Raw genomic sequence first — 19,436 nt, forward strand, 5'->3', positions numbered from 1 at the left:
CGGCTCACAACTTCAGGTCGAGCAACCCATCACCCAGATCCTCGTCAGACAACGTCTGCTGGATCAGGGCCCGATGCGCCTGCTCGCTCCACAATTCGAACTTGTCGCCCATACCGAGCAATACCGCCTTCTTCTCAATGCCCACCGCACCGCGGTGGCTGGCGGGGATGCTGATGCGACCGTTGCCGTCCAGCTCCAGATGGGCGGCCGAGCCGACCAGCTTCTGCTGCAACAGGCGCACGACGCGCTGGGTGTTGGGCTTGGACATGACGTCGTCGCGGACCCGCTCCCATTCCGACTCTGCATACAGCCACAGGCAGCCGGCTTCGAACGGGTTGTAGGTCAAAACGAGACGGTTGTTGCTGGCGCGCGCGACAAGGTCGCGGTAAGCGGTGGGAACCGCCATGCGCCCTTTGTCGTCAACTGTGATGGCCGTCTCGCCCTGGAACACGACGCGTGCACCTTTCCTTCGCCCGGTGAAACATTGAACCACGAAAACCCACAAAACACCCGGATTTCCCTCTGATGCCCACCTTAGCAGCGGCCGAGGGGTTGTCAACAACTTTTCAGCAGGGAAATCGCCAGCCGCATCAATGGCTTGCAACAACCTTTAGAGAATTGTTCAAGGCTTATCCACAAGTTGCTGATCCGTCTCAATTTTTGAGATTGAACGGAAGTTCAGGGCTGTGGACAGGGCGTGAAACACAGGCCGCGCATTCATCCGTAGCGGGCCGAAATGGGCCCCGGACTGCGCAAACGGTGCACAATGAGGCCATGTGCCTGCTCGCTCTTGGCTGGATGCACCACCCGCGCTGGCGGCTGGTGATGGCCGGCAACCGTGATGAGTTCCACGCCCGCCCGACCGCGGCGCTGGGCCCCTGGCAAGATGAGACCTCCGTCATCGGTGGGCGCGACCTGCGCTCCGGCGGTGGCTGGGCCGGCGTCGGTGCCGGTGGCCGGATGGCGGTGGTCACCAATGTCCGCGATCCGCTGGCCGCACAGACCGGTCCTTCACGGGGCGCGCTGGTGGCCGACTTCCTGCGCGGCCGCGACTCGGCCGCCGTGCATATCGACCGGCTGGCCATCGTGGCGGGCGCGTACGCCCCCTTCAACCTGCTGCTGGCCGATGGCGACAGCCTGGAGTACCTGGGCAACCACCCGGCCGAGCGCCAGCGCTTGGCCCCCGGCGTACATGGCATGTCCAACGGCGCGCTGGACGCGCCGTGGCCGAAGACGCGGCGGCTGATGGCTGCGCTTTCCGCCTGGCTGAAGGAAGACGGGGTCAGATCCTTTCCCCAAGGAGAAAGGAATCTGACCCCGCTCTGGCAGGCCCTTGCCGACGAACACCGCCCCGCCGACCGCGACCTGCCCGACACCGGCATCGGCCTGGAGCGCGAGCGCTGGCTGAGCCCAGCCTTCATCCGTGGCGACGACTACGGCACCCGCGCCAGCACGGTGCTGCTGATCGACGCCGATGGCCACGGCCAGATCCACGAGCGCCGCTTCGGTCCGCAGGGCGTGCCTGTTGGACAGGACCACTTCATTTTCTGACCCTCAACAGGCAAGTCGACTGACAACGGCGACCGACCTCCCATAGGGAGAGACGTGAGTCGCCATCGGTATGTCGCAACTGGCAATGCAGCAGGTCATCCGGCACATGCTCGGCCGGTGACCGTTCAGCGTCCCCATAGGAATCGGCACCTTGTGCCACAGGACCTTCAGCACTGAATTGTCGTCAGCTTCGTGGATGAGGCGCCTGCACGCCGCTTGAGCATCAGCATCAAGGGCGCGGAAATGTCCGCCGTTGCGTCGCTCTGCCTGCGCATCCACAAGGCGCCGCTGCCTTGCGCAACGCTCCCGTTCCGAAGAGTGCAGATCACGACATGCCAATCTCCACACTGATCCTGTCCCATGCCATTTCATTGTGGCTGGGCCTCGCCGTTGCGCTTCACATGTTGCCCCAGCCGCTCACCGCCAACGATGCCTGCAACCGCGGTGTCCATTGCGAACTCCCCCACCCCGCGGATGCCAAGGACCTCCATCCCACCCGGCCAGCCCACGTTCCCGCCGAGCCCGACTCACGGCCATCCCGGTTCACCCCTCCCTTCCTGCCAACCCGCGCGTTGCTCCGCATCAAGGCCCTCTGCGCTGCCATTTCACTTCCCTGCGGTTACGCGACCACCGCGCGCGATGCCGTCCATCCTGCGGGCTGAAACCCCAACGCTCGGAATCAGCCCGGATGCCCCGGCCCCGTGCAGGATCACCGCCTGTACCTGTTTTCTGTGTCTATCAATGCGCCACCTCGCGCCACACGATGGCCGCGCGCCACTTCCGCGCACACCACCGTTCCAGATGGAGTGACCATGCGCCGTATCCTCATCCTCATCACCACCCACCTGCTTACCCTCGGCCTTGGCTTCGGCCTGGGCGTGTACCTGCTGCCGATCCTGATCGCCCCCGACGACCCGCCGGTCGCGCAGGTGCAGGCGGCGATGGGCGACGCCCGCTACCACACCACCTTCCGTCGCGACCTCAAAGGCAGCGACGCCGTGCATTGGGCCGAGGGCAAGGTCAGCGTCAGTCCGCACCAGGTCGCGTTCGACGGCACGATGGGCCCGGGGCCGGACTACAAGGTCTACCTGGTCCGCGACTTCGTCGACAACAAGGCCGATTTCCTGAAGATCAAGGCGCAGGCCCAGCGCATCGGCGAGGTGAAAACCTTCAACCGGTTCCTGGTGGACGTGCCTGAAAGCGTCAACGTGGACGACTACACCACCGTGGTGGTGTGGTGCGAACGGTTCGAGCAGTTCATTTCCGCCGGTCAGTACCGCACGCCGGGTTGAACAACATCCCGAGCATCTGAACGGAGAGCAGCCGAGCATGGCTCGGCTCTACTGTAGAGCCGAGCCATGCTCGGCTTACCGCAAGAAAGAGGCGGAGCCGGCCGATAAGCCGGGTTCTGTCGTGGACAGTCATTCCTCTAGGCGTTACGTCACCGCAACGCTCAAGCAACCTACCCGGATCCAACGCGGGCCGCGCCAAAGGATCCCTATTTGGTCTTGCTCCAGGTGGGGTTTGCCGTGCCGGTCTGTTGCCAGACTCGCGGTGCGCTCTTACCGCACCATTTCACCCTTACCGGCCTTCCGAAGAAGACGTAGGCGGTATCTTTCTGTTGCACTTTCCGTCGGCTTGCGCCGCCCAGGCGTTACCTGGCACCTTGCCCTATGGAGCCCGGACTTTCCTCGGCACCCCCGAAGGGATGACGCGACTGTCTGGCCGGCTCCGCCAGCGCGCATTCTAGCGTACATGGGTTGTTCCTGCCGCCTTGATCGCGACGTGCGGTTCATCCATCCACGCATGGCGTGGACCTACCAATTCCGCTGCGCTGGCGGGTGCGATCCATCAACTCCCGTACAACGCCTTGCGCGGCGCGCCGGTCAGCTCGGCCGCCAGCTTCGCCGCAGTCGACGGCGGCAGGTGTTCGCTCAGCGTGGCGTACACGCGACGGCCATGCGCCAGCTGCGCTTCCTCATCGTCGCCGGCGCCCTGCACCATCACCACGAACTCGCCCTTGCGCTGGTTCTCGTCGGCTTCCACCTTGGCCAGCAGCCCCGCCAGATCGCCATCAAGCACGGTCTCGAACAGCTTGGTCAGCTCGCGCGCCAGCACCGCCGGGCGCTCGCCGCCGAAGATCGCCGCCATGTCCGCCAGCGATTCGCCGATGCGGTGCGAGGATTCGTAGAACACCATCGTGCGCACTTCACCCGCCAATGCCTGCAGCCGGTCGCGGCGGCCACTGGCCTTGGCCGGCAGGAAACCCTCGAAACTGAAACGGTCGCTGGGCAGGCCGGCCACGCTCAGCGCGGCGATGGCGGCGCAGGCCCCCGGGATCGGGCTGACCTTGATGCCGGCCGCACGCGCAGCACGCACCAGGCGGAAGCCGGGATCGCTGACCAGCGGGGTGCCCGCATCGCTCACCAGCGCCAGCGACTCGCCGGCCTGCAGGCGCGAGACCAGGCGCTGCGCCAAGGCCTCTTCATTGTGTTCATGCAGGGCCACCAGCGGCTGCTGGATGCCGAAATGGGACAGCAACTGGCCGCTGCGGCGGGTGTCCTCGGCACAGATGGCCGCCACCGAACGCAGCACCTCCTGCGCGCGCGGGCTCAGATCGGCCAGGTTGCCGATCGGGGTGGCGACGACGTACAGGGTTGGGACACTCATTTCAGCGGTACTCACGGGGCAAGGGTAGAATCGTAGCGTGTACCCGGCCAAGGCCGCTGCCCTCATCGCATGGACCCGATCATGAACAAGCCCGCCGCACGGATCTCCGCCCTGTCGTTGTCGCTGATGCTGCTGGCCGGCTGTGCCACCACCAGCCTGACCAGCGCGCCCGAATCGCCGGCCCAGAGCCAGGCGCTGGCGCTGATCGAACAAGGCAAGCCGCGCGACGCCGCCCTGCAGCTGGAAGCACTGGCCGCAACCCTGAAAGGTGGCGCCCGCAGCAACGCCCTGGCCGATGCCGCCTGGGCCTGGCACCTGGCCGGCGACAGTGCCCGCGCGCGCAGCCTGCTGGGCCAGCTCACCGCCCGCCAGCTGTCCGGCGCCAGCCTGCAGCGCTACCAGCTGATCGGCGCCGAGCTGGCGCTGGCCGACAAGCAGCCGGCACAGGCCCTGGCCCTGCTGAAGGACAGCGGCGACAACGTGCTGCCGGCGCTGCGCACGCGCTGGTACCTGGCCCGCGCCGCTGCACTGCAGGGGACCGGTGACAGCTTCGGCGCCGCCGCCGAACGTGCCCGCGCGCACGCCGGCCTGACCGGCAGCGCCCGCAGCGAGAACCAGGCCGCCATCGCCGGTCTGCTCGGTACCCTCGACGACGCCACCCTGCGCAGCCGTGCCGCTGCCCTGCCGGCCAACGACCCGCTGTACAACTTCGCCGGCCGTGCACTGATCGCGCGTGGCCTGCCGCTGCCGCGCCCGTTCGACCGTGATGGCGCCGCCCAGTTCGATACCAGCAAGCGCCCGCCGGCCATGAGCGACGGTTACCGTCCGCCGGCCAAGCTGGCCGTGCTGCTGCCGCTCAGCGGCCGCCTGGCCACCGCCGCGCAGCCGGTGCGCGATGGCCTGCTCGCCGCCTACTACGGCGAAACCCGCCGCCGCCCGGACATCAACTTCATCGACACCGCCGGTACCCCGGCCGGTGCGCTGGCCGCCTATGACAAGGCCGTCGCCTCCGGTGCCGACTTCGTGGTCGGCCCGCTGGGCCGTGACGAAGTGGATGCGGTCTATGGCCGCCAGCAGCTGCAGGTGCCGGTGCTGGCCCTGAACCGTGGCAAGGACGCGCCGCCGGCCGGCAGCGCCGGCTTCTCGCTGGCGCCGGAAGACGACGGCATTGTTGCCGCCGAATACCTGCGTGGCCGCGAGCGCGGCAAGGCGCTGGTGATCAACAGCGCCGACGACACCGGCCGCCGTGCCGCTGCCGCCTTCGCCCAGCGCTTCGCCCAGCGTGGCGGCCAGGTGGTGGCCACCGTCGGTGTCAGCGACGCGGTTGGCGATGTCGGCGCGCAGGTGCGCAATGCCGGCCAGGTCGATGCCGTGTTCCTCGCCGTGCGCGCCCCGCAGGCCCGCCTGCTGGCGCCGCAGCTGGCACTGGCCGGTGCCGGTGGCGCCACCCGCGTCGGCACCTCGCAGCTGACCGTCGGTAGCGGCAAGGTGGAAGAAGACGTGGCGCTGGACGGCATCGTCTACCCGAACGAAGCCTGGAACGTGCGCAGCGTGTCCGGCCTGCCCTCGGCCAGCCAGGTGGCCAGCACCCTGCCCAGCGCACGCGGTGCCGCCGGCCGCCTGTTCGCCTTCGGCGCCGATGCCTGGAAGATCACCGCCTACCTGGACAAGCTGTCCAACGAAGGCGGCCTGGACGGTGCCACCGGCACCCTGTTCCTGGACAGCAATGGCAACATCCTGCGCCAGCCGGCCTGGTCCACCTTCAATGGCGGCCGGCCGATGCCGATCGTCGGTGGTCGCTGAGCGCAGCCAACGGGGCGCGGCGGTGGAAGCCGCCGCCGAGCAGCATCTGCAACAAGCCGGACTGCAGCCGCGTGCGCGCAACGTGCGCTACCGCGGCGGTGAACTGGACCTGGTGATGGACGACGCCGGCACCGTGGTATTCGTGGAAGTACGTTACCGCGCGCGATCCGATTTCGGTGGCGGTGCGGCCTCGGTGGATGTGCGCAAGTGCCGGCGCGTGGCGCATGCCGCATTGCTGTACCTGCAGGACCATCCCGCGCTGGCCGATGCGCCCTGCCGCTTCGATGTGGTGGAAGCCACGGGTGAACCGCCGCAGTTGAACTGGCTGCGCGATGCGTTCCGGCTGGAGGATTGCTGATGGTTACCGTCCGCTCTGGTAGAGACCGACCTTGGTCGGCGCTTCTGGGACTGGCCGGCACGACCATGGTGCGTGACTGATGCCGTCGATCATCACCCATGCCGCTGTACCGCTGGCGCTGTGGTGCGCCGCCGATCGCGGCCGCATTCCGGCGTGGCTGCTGGCTGCAGGTGTGGTCGCCGCGATGCTGCCCGATGCCGACGTGCTGGCATTTGCCCTGCACATTCCGTATGCCGATGCGTTCGGCCATCGCGGTGCCAGCCATTCGTTGTTGTTTGCCAGTGTGTTGGCGACGTTGGCCGCCGTGTGGGCGTTCTTTGGCAGCGGCCGACCCTGGTCGGCACAGCGCAGCCCCGGTAGTCGCCGACCTCGGTCCGCGGTTTCGTGCCAACCAAGGTTGGCACCAACCACACAGGCGGCGACGTTCGTCTTCTTCTGCGCGGCCAGCCATCCGCTGCTGGATGCGATGACCTCCGGCGGGTTGGGCGTTGCCCTGGCCTGGCCGTGGAGCGAGCACCGCGTCTTCGCCCCGTGGCGACCGATCCGCGTTTCACCCTTCGCGCCGCAGTTCTTCAGCGCACGCGGCATCGCCACCCTGCTCTCTGAACTGCGCTGGGTGTGGCTGCCGCTGGCCACCGCCGTGGTCGCCTGGAAACTGATCCAACCTGCCCCCGCTGTCCCGCGAGATCCCTCATGAGTACTGCCCTGCCCGCTGCCCTGGTTGCCGAACTGTCCGCTCTGCTGGGCGTGGAGGGCTGGCGCATGGATGACAACGCGCTGGAGGCGAACGCGCAGGACAACTCGTGGCGCCGTCAGCGCCCTGCAGCCGTCGCGCTGCCCACCAGCATCGAACAGGTACAGGCACTGGTGCGCGCCTGCCGTGCACATCACGTGGCGCTGGTCGCGCGCGGCGCGGGCACCGGCACCACCGGTGCTGCGGTGCCATTGCGCGGCAGCATCGTGCTGTCGTTCACCCGCATGGACCGCATCATCGAGATCCGTGCCGGTGATCGCTGCGCCGTGGTGCAGCCGGGCGTGCTCAATGGAACGCTTCAGCAGGCACTGGCACCGCACGGCCTGTTCTGGGCGCCCGATCCTTCCAGCGCGGAGATCTGCAGCGTGGGTGGCAACCTGGCCTGCAACGCCGGTGGCCCACGCGCGGTGAAGTACGGCACCAGCCGCGACAACGTGCTGGGGCTGGTGGCCGTCACCGGCACCGGCGAGGTGATCCGCTGCGGGGGTGCCTACACCAAGGATTCCACCGGCTATGACCTCACCCACCTGCTGGTGGGCAGCGAAGGCACGTTGGCGCTGATCGTGGAAGCCACGCTCAAGCTCACCCCGCTGCCGGTCAGCCAGGCCGGCCTGCGTGTGCTGTATCGCGACGCCGATGCGGCGGCGGCAGCGGTATCTCGCCTGATGTCGCAGCCGGTGGTGCCCACGCGCCTGGAATTCATGGATGCACGCAGCCTGGAGCTGCTGCGCCTCAACGGTGCCGAAGTACCCGAGGCCGGCGCGATGCTGCTGGTCGAAGCCGATGGTGACCACGACACCCTGCCCTACCTGCTGCAGGCACTGGCCAGCGCCGCCGAAGGCGACGGCATGATCGAGCTGGACGTGGCGATGGAAGGCCGTGCACGCGACCAGCTGTGGGCCGCGCGCAAGGCACTGTCGCCGGCACTGCGCACCGTAGCGCCCGGCAAGATCAATGAAGACGTGGTGGTACCGGTGTCGCGCATCCCCGACCTGGTGGCTGGCGTGCAGGCGCTGGCACGCGAGTACACGCTGACCATCGTCACCTTCGGTCATGCCGGCAACGGCAACCTGCACGTCAACATTCTTTACCACCCGGACGATGCCGACGAGAACGCACGCGCGCATGCCGCGCTGCCGAAGATCTTCGAGCTGACCTTGGCGCTGGGCGGCACGTTGTCCGGCGAACACGGCATTGGATTGGCCAAGCGCGATTTCATGGCGCAGGCGTTCGGCCCGGCCACGCTGGCGACGATGCGCGCGATCAAGACCGCACTGGACCCGGATGGGATTCTCAACCCGGGCAAGGTGCTGCCGCCGGTGTGATGCTCGCCGGGCATTAACCGGCGCTACCAAGGTGTGCACCTGTAGAGCCGAGCCCACGCTCGGCTGCTCTCCGTTCAGATCACGATGCACCCGCGCTTCGCGCGGTGAGCCGAGCATGGGCTCGGCTCTACAGAGGTCCGTGCGCCTACCCCTGCACGGTCGCTTGCCAGGCCATGCGCACACCCACCTGGCCACCCACGTTGCGGTAGCCATGGTCGCCGCGCTGCACGCTCAGGCCGCCCGCCAGGCCTACCGCATCACCTACGCGCCGCGCCCATCGGAAGCACCACTGCCGACCGACCGCGAATCGGTGTTCTATTTCAATCTGCTGGACATTCCGCCCAGGCCCAGCGATGCCAGCGGCAAGAATCTGCTGCAGTTCGCAGTGCGCACGCGCGTTAAATTGTTCCATCGCCCTGCCGGCCTGCCCGGCAGCGCACGCGACGCGGCAGCCCAGCTGCAGTGGCGTGCCTAGGGCAACGCGCTGCAGGTGCGCAACCCCAGCGCGTACCACGTAACACTGAGCACCGCGACATTGGCCGATGGCCGCAAGGTGGACGTGGACATGGTGGCACCGGGCGCCACGGCACGGTTCCCGTTGCCGCCGGGCAGCACGGTGCCGGCCACGGTGACGTTCCAATGGCTGGATGATTACGGTACGCCGCGTGATGCCGAGGCTGCGGTCGCGCAATGAGCTGCGTAATCGGGGTCAGAGCCCTTTGCGCTGCAAAGGGATCTGACCCCGTCTGCCGGGTTCAGGATGTCAACGGTAGGTCGCGGTCAACACCGCTTCGCCGATAATGGCACCGGGCGCCAGTGCCTCGCTCGTACGCAGATAGCGTGCATGGAAACCGATTGGCTGGCTGCCCTTCGCCGACCAGCCATGTGACCACGCCTGCCCGAACGACAGCGGCACGGCGCCGCGCAGTATCTGCACCTGCACGCCCGTTGCATCGGAGCCGGCCGCAGGCGCCAGCAGGCTGCCGGTATTGGCCGGGTCATTGGCATCGGCCATGGTGAAGCTCACATCCACGTTCGCACTCGGGCAGGCCATCACCACATCGAAGTCCATGCCTTTGGCGCTGTCGCCCGGGCTGGCCAGTTCATTGGCGATCACCTCATCGAGCACCAGCGTGTGGTCGGTCAGTGCACAGGTGACCGGTGGCACGTTGAACCCCAGAGAGATCGGCGTCTGCAGCCGCTGCGTGGGATCGGCCACCGGCCATGCCTCCACGCTGCCCAGGTGCTGGTACGGCACGCTCTGCATGGCACCACCGCGCAGGAAGTAGCGGATGATCACCCCCGCGTTGACGCTGCCTTCTGCGGGACGTGACGGACTGCGCACGGTCTGCGCTGTCCCGACGCGAATGGTATGCGGCGAGCCATCACTCATCTGGTAGAGCATGCCGATCAACGGCGAGCGGTCGCTGAATCCGTACGCGGCATAGGTATTCCCGTCGTAGACGATGTCGCGCACGTAGGTGAGTCCCGCCAGCGGAGCATTGATCACGAACTCGGACACGCCCGCAGGGCAGCGATAGGCGCTGGCGAGGTAGCCACCGGTACCGGCGAAGTAGCGGTCAGGCAGGTCCAGGTTGGGTATGGTGCGATTGTCATCCAGCACCTGGTCACTTGGCGACAGACGCTGACAGGCCATGGACGGCGCAATGGCCAGCAGCGGCAACAGCGTGCAGGGCAGCGTGCGCCGTGCCAGTAAAAGAAAGTGATGCATCTTGCGCGACTCCTTCGCAGCGGCCACGGCGCACACGCGCCTGCGGTGCCACGCATGTTGGGGAGATCGTAGAGTCTAGGCAAGGCCGCTGTGGCCGGCCATGCAAAAGCTTGCAAATGACAGGCCGGGATCGCGGCTGGGGTCAGAGTGCTTTGCGTTGCGAAGGGATCCGCCCCCGCGCCCGCATATCAGGCGAAGTGCTGGTAACCGCCGCTGGCGGCTTCACCATCCACCTGCACGCCCTGCCCTTCGGTGATGCGGCCGACGCGGGTCAGCGGCACATCCAGCGATTCGGACAGGTACAGCAGGGCATCGCGCTGGTCAGCCGCGGCGGTGAAACACAGTTCGTAGTCATCACCACCGCGCAGCGCGCACTCGCGGGCACCGTCGCGGCCCAGCAGCTCGCGCAGCGCCGCTGACATCGGCAACGCATCGGCATCGACCTCGGCGCGCACACCACTGCGTGCAGCGATGTGGCCAAGGTCGGCCAGCAATCCATCGGAGATATCCACGGCCGCATGCGCGAAGGCACGCAGGCGCAGGCCGAGGGTGACGCGCGGAGTGGGACGCAGCAGGCGCAGACGCAGGGTTTCGTAGTCGGCCAGCAGCGTGGCGGCGGTCACGTTCAACGCACCCTGCTGCCACAGGCGCAGTGCCCCGGCGGCATCGCCCAGCGTGCCACTGACCCAGATGTCATCGCCCACCTGCGCGCGGTCGCGGCGCAGTGCCTGGCCGCGCGACACCTGCCCCATCGCCGTGACCGACAGTGACAGCGGGCCGCGTGTGGTGTCGCCACCGATCAGCGCAATGTCGTGCTGGTCGGCCAGTGCGAAGAAACCGTCGGCGAAGGCCTCGATCCAGTCTTCAGAGGCTTCTGGCAGCGACAACGCCAACGTGCACCACGCCGGGCGCGCGCCCATCGCGGCGAGGTCGGAGAGATTCACGGCCAGTGTCTTCCAGCCGATATCGAACGCCGGCGTTTCGGCCGGGAAGTGCACGCCGCTGTTCAGCGTGTCGGCGGTGACCACCAGCTGCTCGTTCGGACGCGGCTGCAGCAGTGCGGCGTCGTCGCCGATGCCGAGCAGTATGTCGTCGCGCTCGAGGGTGCGGGCGCGGATGCGGTCGATGAGGGCGAATTCAGCCAGGGACATGGGGCGCTCCGGCGAGGTGCATGGGATGGGCGGCGGGCGCGGGTGGATCGTGCCGATCGGATGGAACCGGCGGGGTGGAGCCGACTGTTGGTCGACTGCCTTTCGATCAGCGGTCGTATCGCCGGATCAAGAGCAGTCGACTGACAGTCGACTCTACCGAAGCAGATTCCCGCGCCGTTCAATGAACGGTGCGGGACGCAGGGGTTCAGTGACCCGATTCGACCTTGCGCCATTCCACGGCGGCACGATCCAGCACGCCGTTGACGTAGGTGTGGCCGTGTTCGGAACCGAAGCGCTTGGCCGATTCGATGGCTTCGTTGATCACCACGCGGTACGGCACGTCCAGGCGGTAGCGCAGTTCGTACGCCGCCAGGCGCAGCACCGCGCGTTCGATCGCGTCCACTTCCTCGATGCCGCGGTCCAGGTACGGGCCGAGCGCTTCGTCGATGTCGCGACGGTTGTCGAGCACGCCATGCACCAGCGCTTCGAAGTACGCCAGGTCGGCGATTTCGCGGGCCTGTTCGTGGGCGAACTGGGCGATCAGCGACTGGGCGTTGCCGCCGGAGATCTGCCAGGCGTAGATGGCCTGCACGGCACGACGGCGGGCGCGCGAGCGCAGCACCGGATCGACGCCATCGCGGCGGACGGGTTTACCGGAGGGCTTGCCCTGGGTGTTCTTGTTCATGGCAGCTGCTCCAGAAGATTGACCATTTCCAATGCGGCGAGTGCGACTTCCTCGCCCTTGTTGCCGTGGCTGCCGCCTGCGCGGGCCTCGGCGTCTTCAACACGTTCCACCGCCAGCACGCCGTTCAGCACCGGCACGCCGAAATCCAGCTGCACGCGCATCAAGCCTTCGGCGCAGCGGTCGGCCACGTGTTCGTAGTGGCGGGTGTCGCCACGGATGACGCAGCCCAGGGTGAGGATGGCGGCGTGCTCGTGGGCGGCGGCCAGGCGCGCGGCGACCAGCGGCAGTTCCCAGGCACCCGGCACGCGGATCACGTCGATGTTGGCTTCGGCAATGCCATTGCCGGCCAGGCTCTGGCGGGCGCCAGCGACCAGCGTATCGGTGATGCGGGCGTTCCAGCGGCTGGCCAGGATGGCGAAGCGCGCCGATTCGGGAGTGCGAAGATCGCCTTCGTGGTGGCTCATATGCGGCTTGGGGGACTCGATAAGGGGGTAATTCTAGCGTGGATGGGCCCCGGCCGTGGCTGGCGGGGGCCTGGAGGGGGCCTGCTGTAGAGCCGAGCCATGCTCGGCTGCCCTGTCTGGCACCGGACCGGAGAACCCGCGCTGCGCGCATGAGCCGAGCATGGCTCGGCTCTACAAGGGTTCCCCATGGCCTCAGCAGCCCACCGTCTCCACCACTTCCAGGCCGTAACCGGCCAGGCCGACCTGGCGGCGCGGGGTGCCGAGCACGCGCAGCTTGCCCAGGCCCAGGTCAGACAGGATCTGTGCGCCGGCCCCGTTGCGGCGCCACTGGCCCACGTCCTTGTCCTTGCCCGGCACCACCGGCGCCGGCTGCTGGCGCAGGCGGGCCAGCAGGGCTTCGCTATCGCGCGGGGCCGACAGCACCACCATCACGCCCGCGCCCTCGGCATCGATCGCACGCAGAGCGTCGGTGGCCGCCACGCCGAAGTCGTCACGGCGCCAGTGCAGCAGGTCGGCCAGCGGGTTCTCCACCTGCACGCGCACCAGGGTCGGGGTGTCCGCATCCGGGGTACCGCGGACCAGCGCGAAATGCAGGTCGTGGGCGATGCGGTCACGGTAGGTCACCAGCTTGAACGGACCGAATTCGGTGTCGATCTCGCGCTCGTCCACGCGTTCAACGGTCTTTTCGGTGGCCAGGCGGTAAGCGATCAGGTCGGCGATGGAGCCCATCTTCAGGCCGTGCTCGCGCGCGAACACTTCCAGCTCCGGGCGGCGCGCCATGCTGCCATCCGGGTTCAGGATCTCCACCAGCACGCCGGCCGGTTCCAACCCCGCCAGCATGGCCAGGTCAACGCCGGCTTCGGTATGGCCGGCGCGGGTCAGCACGCCGCCCGGCTGCGCGATCAGCGGGAAGATGTGGCCCGGCTGGTGCAGGTCCGACGGCTTGGCGTTGGGCTTCACCGCGGTGCGGATGGTGTGTGCGCGGTCGTGGGCCGAGATGCCGGTGGTGACACCCTCGGCAGCCTCGATGCTGACCGTGAAGTTGGTCTGGAACTGCGCGGTATTGGCCTGCACCATCGGCGCCAGGCCGAGATCGGCGGCGCGGGTGCGGGTCAGTGGCAGGCACACCAGGCCACGGCCATGGGTGACCATGAAGTTGATGTCCGACGGTTTGACCAGCTCGGCGGCCATGATCAGGTCGCCTTCGTTCTCGCGGTCTTCGTCATCGACGATGACGACCATGCGGCCTTGGCGGATGTCTTCCAGGATGTCCGGAATCGGGGCGAAATTCATGCGGCATCTCCCTGCGGGTGCTGAGCGTTGCCCGGCACACCGATCAAACGTTCGACATAACGGGCAACCAGGTCGATTTCCAGGTTCACCGCGCTGCCCACGCCAGTGGCGGAGAAGGCGGTGTTGGCGACGGTGTGAGGGATCAGGGCGACGTCAAAACCCTCGTCGTCCACTTCGTTGACGGTGAGGCTGACGCCGTCCACGCAGATCGAGCCCTTCTTTGCGATGTAGCGGCGCAGCGCGGCCGGCGCGGCGAAGCGCCAGCGCTGGGCACGTGCATCTTCGTGGATGGACAGCACCTGGCCGAGGCCGTCGACGTGGCCGCTGACCAGATGGCCGCCCAGGCGGTCGGTCGGGCGCATGGCGCGCTCCAGGTTGATGACCGCGCCCTCGCGCAGCTGGCCCAGCGTGGTAAGGCCCAGGGTCTCGGTCGAGGCATCTGCCTGGAAGCTGCTGGCGTCGAATGCGATGACGGTGAGGCAGACGCCGTTGATGGCGATGCTCTCGCCCATCTGCACGTGGTCGAACGGCAGGTTGCCGACGTTGAAGGTGAAGCGGACATCGCCGCCGATGGCTTCGCGAGCGGCCAGACGGCCGACGCCTTCGATGATTCCAGTAAACAAGAAACGTTCTCCGCGAAAAGTGAGCGAAAAACGCCGCAAGGCAAACAGGCGGGCGCAGGGCCGCAAAGGCCCTGTGGCACCGTCTTCTTTCATCCGGACTATGACCGTCGGCTCCGGCATTGGACCGGATCTGCTGACCCCCGGCCGTGGACCGGGGCGCTCGCGGGCTCGTGCTTGCGCACCCACCGCCGGTGGGGAATTGCACCCCGCCCTGAAGACGTTTGTGTACCGGCGAACCGGCCCGCGTAGTGTAGCAGCCCGGCCTGAACGGGGTCGGATCCCTTTCCGCAGGAAGGGTTGTGAGGCCATGCAGCACAGGGGGCAGAGCCGTTTTCCTGCGGAAAACGGATCCGACCGCCGACCCAGCCTGTGACGGTCGTCTCTCGCATTTTGTAAAACTTTCATTAAAATCCGCACCGGACGACATGAGGTCGCCACGGGCAGCCGCGAAGGCAGGCCCGCCAATGGACTGAAATTCACAGGAATTCCCATGCGCAAGATCCTGATCGTGGCCGCCCTGCTGGCCGCTGCCCCGTTCTCGGCCTCCGCCGACGCCCTGAGCTACACCTACGTTGAAGGCGGCTGGACGCAGGTCAAGACCAACGACGACCTGCTGGATGACCCGAAGGTCGACGGCGGCTACCTGCGCGGTTCGGTCGCGCTGGCCGAACAGGTCTACGTGTTCGGCGGCTGGACCTACGCCAGCAAGTCGTACAACTACGACTACGGCTCCTACAAGCTGAAGCTGAACCAGCCGGAGCTGGGCATCGGCTACCACATGCCGTGGACCGACCGCGTCGACTTCACCGCTGACGCCGCCTGGGTCCGCCAGCAGGCCGAAATCACCGTCAACTCCGATTTCTACGGCCGCCTGCGCAACAAGGATCACACCAACCTGGGCCGCGTCACCGTGGGCCTGCGTGGCAAGCCGTCGCGCATGACCGAAGCCTGGGTCAAGACCGGCTACATGGACGGCGGCAACCACTTCAAGGGGACCTGGGTCGGCACCCTGGGTGGCCAGATCAACTTCACCAAGACCTGGGGTCTGGTGGGCGAGATCTCCGGCTACCGCGATGTCACCCAGTACTCGGCCGGCGTCCGCGCCAGCTTCTGATCCAACGATCGTTCCTCGTCGTGCGATCGAACGGGCCCCGCAAGGGGCCCGTTTTTTTGGCCGCTGCACGCCGTCACCTGGCCGCGTGGCGCCATCGAAGGTGCAGGCAGATGCGCTAGGCTTGCGCGCCTCTGGAACAGGAAACCACCGTCATGAAGACGCTCACCCGTAGCGTGCTGGCCAGTGCCGTGCTGTGCGCCCCGCTGTTTGCCAGTGCCGCCCCGGCCCAGCTGACGCCCGAACAGGCCTTCGACCTGTACGCGCGCACCCTGCTGGAAGACGACGCGGCCGCCACCCGCACGCTCAACGATGCGCTGAAGCCAGCCTTCGAAGGCCAGGACGCCGTGACCCCAAACCCGGGTGCGCTGGCCAAGGCATTGGCCGAACCCTGGCAGACGGTACTGGCCAGCACCGGCGCCACGTCCGACGCTGCGTCGACCGAAGCGCTGTATGCCAAGGCGCTGCGTGAGTCGAAGTGCCGCGCGACCAAGAGCGTGATCGAAGACAACCAATACGTTGAAGACCAGAAGCTGGCACGCATCAGTTTCAGCTGCCAGGTGCCCGACCTGGGCAAGGTGCGCCCGCTGTTCGCCGCCAGCTTGGCCGCCGATGCCAGCCCGGCCTCGCGCAAGCAGTTCACCGATGCCTATACCCAGGCGCTGCAGAGTCGCTCGCGCGTGCCGGTCAGCGGCACTTTCACCCTGTACCCGGCCAAGGAAAACGGCTACTGGTACAGCGGTAATTTCGATGATCTGGTGGGCACCGTAGCCGGTGCGCTGGCGCCGTTCGAGGACTGGATGCAGGATGCACAGGCGGCCAGCGCGCCGAAGGTGACCGGCGTACCGGGCTGCGACCTGCTGCTGCAGCAGCACCGCGCCTGCGTGGCGAAGATCGCGCCGGAACAGATCAGCGGCGTGGATGCGATGGCCGAGGAACTGAAGTCCAAGGCGCAGGTGCAGTCGGCCGAGGAGATGACGCAGGAGTGCAAGGCACTGCGCCCGATCGCCGAGATGATGTGGACCGACGAATGCGCGTGAGGTGGTAAGCGGTAGCGCCGGGCCATGCCCGGCGACGCCCGCAACGCTGCACATTTTCAGACAAGTTGCATGGACCCGTGCAAGGAACGCCCCTGATCCTCAGGGCCCTCCCGGATTGCCCCTGTGCCGCCATGCTGAAACCCGTCCTGATCCTGCTGCTGGGAGCGCCGCTCACGGCTGTTGCCGCACAACCTGCTGCGCTTTCACTGGAAGATACCTTCGACGCCTATGTGCAGGTCATCCTCCACGGCAACGAGGCGTCCAGGGAAGCGCTACGCAAGCGCAACCTTCTGCGTGGGATCAACGACGGCACGGATGTGATCGTCGCCCCCCTTGATGTGCTCCAACTGCCCAAGGCCGCTTTCAACGGCACTGCAATGGAGCCGGTTTCCCGCGCTCTGGAGATGCGGCAGAAGACCCTGTCCTGCACCATCACCCACATCACCCGGGAGACGGTGGATGCGATGCTGCAGGCCAACGTGGCGTATCGCTGTGCCTTCCCCGACCTCTCGGGCTTCTTCGCGACCTACCGGAACGCGCAGAAGCGACGCGCCGTTGTTGGTGACGATCCGGAAGACGCCAAGGCCCTCTTCGTTTCCTTCACCAACGCCCTGCGCGACGCGCCGGATCGTTCACATCAGGGCAGGGCGGTGTTCCTCCAGATGCCAGATAGCGGCACCTGGGAGAGCACCAACCTGCCGCTGCTGGGTCTCGCACTGTTGCAACGGGTAATGCCCTTCGACGCATGGAATACGCGTATCGAAGCGGAATCCGTGCCCACGGTCACCGGCATTCCCACCTGCGACCTGATGATGGCCGCACAGCTGGGGTTTCATGCCCGGCACCCTCCCCAGAGTCCCTTCCTGAGCAACGGCATGCTGCAAAGGAATCTGCTCAAGCGTGTGGAGGGAATGAGCGACGAGGAGGCAGCGCGCGATTGCCAGATCACCCATGACCGCAACCGCGAGCTGTGGAACAGGGAGAAGACCGACTGATGCGTGGATCGATCGCGATCAGGCACGTGGTGATCCTCCTGCTGGGCCTGCCGCTCTGGGCGGTAGCCTCCGCGCCTGCCGATCTCTCGCCGCAGGCCGAATACACGCTGCAGGCGCAGGTACTGCTGCACGACGATGCCGCCGCCCGGCAGATACTGCGCGAGCAGGGAGAGGGATATGAGCCTGCCGTTGCCCTGGACTGGCAGTTGCTTGTGGACGATGTGCCTGCAGCACTCGCGCGGCAGGGCGCTACTACGCCTTCCCCGGCTGCGACGCAGGCCTTTGTACAGGCACTGGCAAGACGACTGCCGAGGGTCAGCTGCGCTGCCCGGGAGTTCGTGCCGTCGGGATCGCCGGAGATCGGCCTGTACCCACTGGTCTGCCAGCATCCCGACGTGGAACCCCTCCGGCAGGAATATCTGGCGTTGCGGGCCGCACCTGAAGCAGGGCGCCAGGCACGCATCGATGCGCTCTTCCTGCGCTGGGCGGCGGCGCTGCGCGACGGGCCCGCTGTACCACATTGCAGTCGGGTCACCGGGTGGTACCAGGCACGCCATGCGTTCGCCCATGCCGAGCGCGTGCATCAGCTCTATCAGACAATCCTGTGGCGATTGCTGCCGATCGAGTTGTGGCTGGGTGAACCGCTGCTGCCGCAGGAGGATGAGCTGTGTGATGACGTTTGAAGTCCGTCGGGCTCAACCCTGCACGGCGTAGGCCCGTCATACCCGCAGCAGCAACCTGATGTCTTCGCCCACCTGCCGCTGATCAACCACACGCAGGCGGCGCTGCTGGTCCATCACTTCGATGCCGAGGCCGGCCAACAGCGGACGGCCGCTGTCGCCCAGCAACGTGGGCGCCTGATACAGCAGCAGCTCGTCCACCCAGCCACCGCGCAGCAAGGCACCGGCCAGCGTCGCGCCGGCTTCGGTATGCACTTCGTTGATGCCGCGTTCGGCCAGCAGGGCCAGCACCGCACCCAGATCCAACCTGCCGCCACTGCCCGGCACGCTGGCAAATTCGGCGTCGGCCGCATCCGGTGTGCTTACTGCTGCGTCATGCAGGTACAACGTCGGCGCCCCGCCCTCGCGCACGCGGCTGCACTCCAGCGAGCGCAGGCGCGAATCCAGCACCACGCGCAGCGGCGGCATCACGTCGGTATCGGCCAGGCGTACGGTCAGCATCGGGTCGTCGGTGAGGACGGTGTCGGCGCCGGTCAGGATCGCGCCGGCGCGGGCACGCCAATGCTGCACATCCTCGCGCGCGGCCGGGCCGGTAATCCATTTGGAGCTGCCATCGGCCATCGCGGTGCGGCCATCCAGGCTGGCGGCCAGCTTCACCCGCAGCCACGGGCGGTGGCGCTCCACGCGCGACAGGTAACCCTTGTTGAGCGCGCGCGCCTGCGCAGCCATCAGCCCTTCGTCGACAACGATGCCGGCGTTGCGCAGCAGATCGAAGCCACCGCCATCGACCTTCGGGAACGGATCGCGCATCGCCGCAACCACGCGCGACACGCCCGCTTCGATCAGCGCCAGCGCGCAGGGTGGTGTGCGCCCATAGTGCGCGCAGGGTTCCAGGGTGACGTAGGCGGTGGCCCCACGTGCTTCGCTGCCGGCCTCGCGCAGGGCGAACACCTCGGCATGCGGGCCACCGGCGCGCTGGTGCCAGCCCTGCCCGACCACGCGTTCGCCATGGGCGATGACACAGCCGACCATCGGGTTCGGGCGGGTGGTGTAGGCGGCGCGCTCGGCCAGGCGCAGTGCGTTGGCCATGTGCAGGTGGTCGAGGATGGAGAACGGGGTGGTCATGCGGCCATGGTAACGCCGCCGGTGTGCATCCATGCCATCAGTGCCAACCAAGGCTGGCATCTACCGGGGAAAAGGC

The 19,436-nt window shown here is 67.2% G+C and carries 21 protein-coding genes, 1 other RNA gene and 1 riboswitch; of the genes, 12 read left to right on the forward strand and 10 right to left on the reverse strand.

The annotated features are described in order from the left end of the window. Nucleotides 1-4: 4 nt before the first annotated feature. On the reverse strand, nt 5-451 hold the full coding sequence (mraZ, locus tag AC5P8Z_RS17055) for a division/cell wall cluster transcriptional repressor MraZ (protein ID WP_004143635.1): 447 nt from the start codon (nt 449-451) through the stop codon (nt 5-7). A 323-nt stretch (nt 452-774) separates the two neighbouring features. On the opposite strand from mraZ, the gene AC5P8Z_RS17060 reads away from it, so the two are divergent. Further along, a complete protein-coding gene (locus AC5P8Z_RS17060) occupies nt 775-1,551 on the forward strand; it encodes an NRDE family protein (RefSeq protein WP_286070953.1) in 777 nt (258 codons plus the stop codon). Between the two features lie 812 nt (nt 1,552-2,363). Then, nucleotides 2,364-2,843, forward strand: a complete 480-nt coding sequence (locus tag AC5P8Z_RS17065; RefSeq protein WP_286070952.1) for a DM13 domain-containing protein — start codon at nt 2,364-2,366, stop codon at nt 2,841-2,843. An 89-nt stretch (nt 2,844-2,932) separates the two neighbouring features. Here AC5P8Z_RS17065 and rnpB read toward each other — a convergent pair. Together rnpB and rsmI are read right to left on the reverse strand one after the other, a co-directional pair. Then, nucleotides 2,933-3,284, reverse strand: an RNA gene (gene rnpB / locus AC5P8Z_RS17070) — RNase P RNA component class A. A gap of 118 nt (nt 3,285-3,402) precedes the next feature. Beyond that, nucleotides 3,403-4,221 (reverse strand): 16S rRNA (cytidine(1402)-2'-O)-methyltransferase, encoded by an 819-nt coding sequence (gene rsmI / locus AC5P8Z_RS17075; RefSeq protein WP_010481946.1) that lies wholly within the window; start codon nt 4,219-4,221, stop codon nt 3,403-3,405. Between the two features lie 81 nt (nt 4,222-4,302). On the opposite strand from rsmI, the gene AC5P8Z_RS17080 reads away from it, so the two are divergent. The 6 genes from AC5P8Z_RS17080 to AC5P8Z_RS17105 all read left to right on the forward strand — a co-directional run bounded on the left by AC5P8Z_RS17080 (nt 4,303) and on the right by AC5P8Z_RS17105 (nt 9,155). Then, nucleotides 4,303-6,024, forward strand: coding sequence for a penicillin-binding protein activator (locus AC5P8Z_RS17080; RefSeq protein WP_495229573.1), 1,722 nt, complete (start codon nt 4,303-4,305; stop codon nt 6,022-6,024). Continuing rightward, nucleotides 6,014-6,382 carry a YraN family protein gene (locus AC5P8Z_RS17085; protein WP_286070949.1) on the forward strand — a complete coding sequence of 123 codons (369 nt, stop codon included), beginning with the start codon at nt 6,014-6,016 and terminating at the stop codon, nt 6,380-6,382. Before AC5P8Z_RS17080 ends, AC5P8Z_RS17085 begins: the two co-directional genes overlap by 11 nt. Nucleotides 6,383-6,461: 79 nt before the next feature. Continuing rightward, complete coding sequence (locus AC5P8Z_RS17090; protein WP_495229574.1) at nt 6,462-7,079, forward strand: metal-dependent hydrolase; 618 nt, start codon at nt 6,462-6,464, stop codon at nt 7,077-7,079. Next, nucleotides 7,076-8,461 carry an FAD-binding oxidoreductase gene (locus AC5P8Z_RS17095; protein ID WP_495229575.1) on the forward strand — a complete coding sequence of 462 codons (1,386 nt, stop codon included), beginning with the start codon at nt 7,076-7,078 and terminating at the stop codon, nt 8,459-8,461. The genes AC5P8Z_RS17090 and AC5P8Z_RS17095 overlap by 4 nt, the downstream gene beginning before the upstream one ends. Nucleotides 8,462-8,672: 211 nt before the next feature. Next, nucleotides 8,673-8,936, forward strand: coding sequence for a fimbria/pilus periplasmic chaperone (locus tag AC5P8Z_RS17100; protein WP_495229586.1), 264 nt, complete (start codon nt 8,673-8,675; stop codon nt 8,934-8,936). Between the two features lie 9 nt (nt 8,937-8,945). Next, complete coding sequence (locus AC5P8Z_RS17105) at nt 8,946-9,155, forward strand: fimbrial biogenesis chaperone (protein WP_495229587.1); 210 nt, start codon at nt 8,946-8,948, stop codon at nt 9,153-9,155. Nucleotides 9,156-9,224: 69 nt separating this feature from the next. Here AC5P8Z_RS17105 and AC5P8Z_RS17110 read toward each other — a convergent pair whose 3' ends face one another. The 6 genes from AC5P8Z_RS17110 to AC5P8Z_RS17135 all read right to left on the reverse strand — a co-directional run bounded on the left by AC5P8Z_RS17110 (nt 9,225) and on the right by AC5P8Z_RS17135 (nt 14,409). Continuing rightward, nucleotides 9,225-10,193 carry a fimbrial protein gene (locus AC5P8Z_RS17110; RefSeq protein ID WP_495229576.1) on the reverse strand — a complete coding sequence of 323 codons (969 nt, stop codon included), beginning with the start codon at nt 10,191-10,193 and terminating at the stop codon, nt 9,225-9,227. 188 nt (nt 10,194-10,381) lie between these two features. Beyond that, complete coding sequence (thiL, locus tag AC5P8Z_RS17115) at nt 10,382-11,344, reverse strand: thiamine-phosphate kinase (protein ID WP_495229577.1); 963 nt, start codon at nt 11,342-11,344, stop codon at nt 10,382-10,384. 205 nt (nt 11,345-11,549) lie between these two features. Further along, nucleotides 11,550-12,029 (reverse strand): transcription antitermination factor NusB, encoded by a 480-nt coding sequence (nusB, locus tag AC5P8Z_RS17120; protein WP_005415268.1) that lies wholly within the window; start codon nt 12,027-12,029, stop codon nt 11,550-11,552. Then, nucleotides 12,026-12,493 (reverse strand): 6,7-dimethyl-8-ribityllumazine synthase, encoded by a 468-nt coding sequence (ribH, locus tag AC5P8Z_RS17125; protein ID WP_495229578.1) that lies wholly within the window; start codon nt 12,491-12,493, stop codon nt 12,026-12,028. Before ribH ends, nusB begins: the two co-directional genes overlap by 4 nt. 192 nt (nt 12,494-12,685) lie before the next feature. Then, nucleotides 12,686-13,786, reverse strand: a complete 1,101-nt coding sequence (ribB, locus tag AC5P8Z_RS17130) for a 3,4-dihydroxy-2-butanone-4-phosphate synthase (protein ID WP_286070942.1) — start codon at nt 13,784-13,786, stop codon at nt 12,686-12,688. Then, entirely contained in the window at nt 13,783-14,409 is a 627-nt protein-coding gene (locus tag AC5P8Z_RS17135) for a riboflavin synthase (protein WP_286070941.1), read from the reverse strand. Before AC5P8Z_RS17135 ends, ribB begins: the two co-directional genes overlap by 4 nt. A gap of 77 nt (nt 14,410-14,486) precedes the next feature. Further along, a riboswitch (FMN riboswitch) is annotated at nt 14,487-14,632 on the reverse strand. Between the two features lie 267 nt (nt 14,633-14,899). Here AC5P8Z_RS17135 and AC5P8Z_RS17140 point away from each other — a divergent pair. From AC5P8Z_RS17140 to AC5P8Z_RS17155, 4 genes are all read left to right on the forward strand, one after another. Further along, nucleotides 14,900-15,523: a hypothetical protein gene (locus tag AC5P8Z_RS17140; RefSeq protein WP_286070940.1), complete on the forward strand. Its 624-nt coding sequence runs from the start codon at nt 14,900-14,902 to the stop codon at nt 15,521-15,523. Nucleotides 15,524-15,675: 152 nt separating this feature from the next. Beyond that, nucleotides 15,676-16,560: a hypothetical protein gene (locus tag AC5P8Z_RS17145; RefSeq protein ID WP_286070939.1), complete on the forward strand. Its 885-nt coding sequence runs from the start codon at nt 15,676-15,678 to the stop codon at nt 16,558-16,560. Nucleotides 16,561-16,691: 131 nt separating this feature from the next. Continuing rightward, nucleotides 16,692-17,555 (forward strand): hypothetical protein, encoded by an 864-nt coding sequence (locus AC5P8Z_RS17150; RefSeq protein WP_495229579.1) that lies wholly within the window; start codon nt 16,692-16,694, stop codon nt 17,553-17,555. Continuing rightward, complete coding sequence (locus AC5P8Z_RS17155; RefSeq protein WP_495229580.1) at nt 17,555-18,238, forward strand: hypothetical protein; 684 nt, start codon at nt 17,555-17,557, stop codon at nt 18,236-18,238. The genes AC5P8Z_RS17150 and AC5P8Z_RS17155 overlap by 1 nt, the downstream gene beginning before the upstream one ends. A 36-nt stretch (nt 18,239-18,274) precedes the next feature. Here AC5P8Z_RS17155 and ribD read toward each other — a convergent pair whose 3' ends face one another. Continuing rightward, nucleotides 18,275-19,360, reverse strand: a complete 1,086-nt coding sequence (gene ribD, locus AC5P8Z_RS17160; protein ID WP_495229581.1) for a bifunctional diaminohydroxyphosphoribosylaminopyrimidine deaminase/5-amino-6-(5-phosphoribosylamino)uracil reductase RibD — start codon at nt 19,358-19,360, stop codon at nt 18,275-18,277. Nucleotides 19,361-19,436 lie beyond the last annotated feature (76 nt).

Source organism: Stenotrophomonas sp. YJH_SMC_17 (assembly GCF_059371655.1).

Coding starts and splice junctions, on each gene's coding strand:
- AC5P8Z_RS17060 (WP_286070953.1), top strand. CDS start 775: ATGTGCCTGCTCGCTCTTGGCTGGATGCACCACCCGCGCTGGCGGCTG.
- AC5P8Z_RS17065 (WP_286070952.1), top strand. CDS start 2,364: ATGCGCCGTATCCTCATCCTCATCACCACCCACCTGCTTACCCTCGGC.
- rsmI (WP_010481946.1), bottom strand. CDS start 4,221: ATGAGTGTCCCAACCCTGTACGTCGTCGCCACCCCGATCGGCAACCTG.
- AC5P8Z_RS17080 (WP_495229573.1), top strand. CDS start 4,303: ATGAACAAGCCCGCCGCACGGATCTCCGCCCTGTCGTTGTCGCTGATG.
- AC5P8Z_RS17090 (WP_495229574.1), top strand. CDS start 6,462: ATGCCGTCGATCATCACCCATGCCGCTGTACCGCTGGCGCTGTGGTGC.
- AC5P8Z_RS17095 (WP_495229575.1), top strand. CDS start 7,076: ATGAGTACTGCCCTGCCCGCTGCCCTGGTTGCCGAACTGTCCGCTCTG.
- AC5P8Z_RS17100 (WP_495229586.1), top strand. CDS start 8,673: ATGGTCGCCGCGCTGCACGCTCAGGCCGCCCGCCAGGCCTACCGCATC.
- AC5P8Z_RS17110 (WP_495229576.1), bottom strand. CDS start 10,193: ATGCATCACTTTCTTTTACTGGCACGGCGCACGCTGCCCTGCACGCTG.
- thiL (WP_495229577.1), bottom strand. CDS start 11,344: ATGTCCCTGGCTGAATTCGCCCTCATCGACCGCATCCGCGCCCGCACC.
- nusB (WP_005415268.1), bottom strand. CDS start 12,029: ATGAACAAGAACACCCAGGGCAAGCCCTCCGGTAAACCCGTCCGCCGC.
- ribH (WP_495229578.1), bottom strand. CDS start 12,493: ATGAGCCACCACGAAGGCGATCTTCGCACTCCCGAATCGGCGCGCTTC.
- ribB (WP_286070942.1), bottom strand. CDS start 13,786: ATGAATTTCGCCCCGATTCCGGACATCCTGGAAGACATCCGCCAAGGC.
- AC5P8Z_RS17140 (WP_286070940.1), top strand. CDS start 14,900: ATGCGCAAGATCCTGATCGTGGCCGCCCTGCTGGCCGCTGCCCCGTTC.
- AC5P8Z_RS17145 (WP_286070939.1), top strand. CDS start 15,676: ATGAAGACGCTCACCCGTAGCGTGCTGGCCAGTGCCGTGCTGTGCGCC.
- AC5P8Z_RS17150 (WP_495229579.1), top strand. CDS start 16,692: ATGCTGAAACCCGTCCTGATCCTGCTGCTGGGAGCGCCGCTCACGGCT.
- AC5P8Z_RS17155 (WP_495229580.1), top strand. CDS start 17,555: ATGCGTGGATCGATCGCGATCAGGCACGTGGTGATCCTCCTGCTGGGC.
- ribD (WP_495229581.1), bottom strand. CDS start 19,360: ATGACCACCCCGTTCTCCATCCTCGACCACCTGCACATGGCCAACGCA.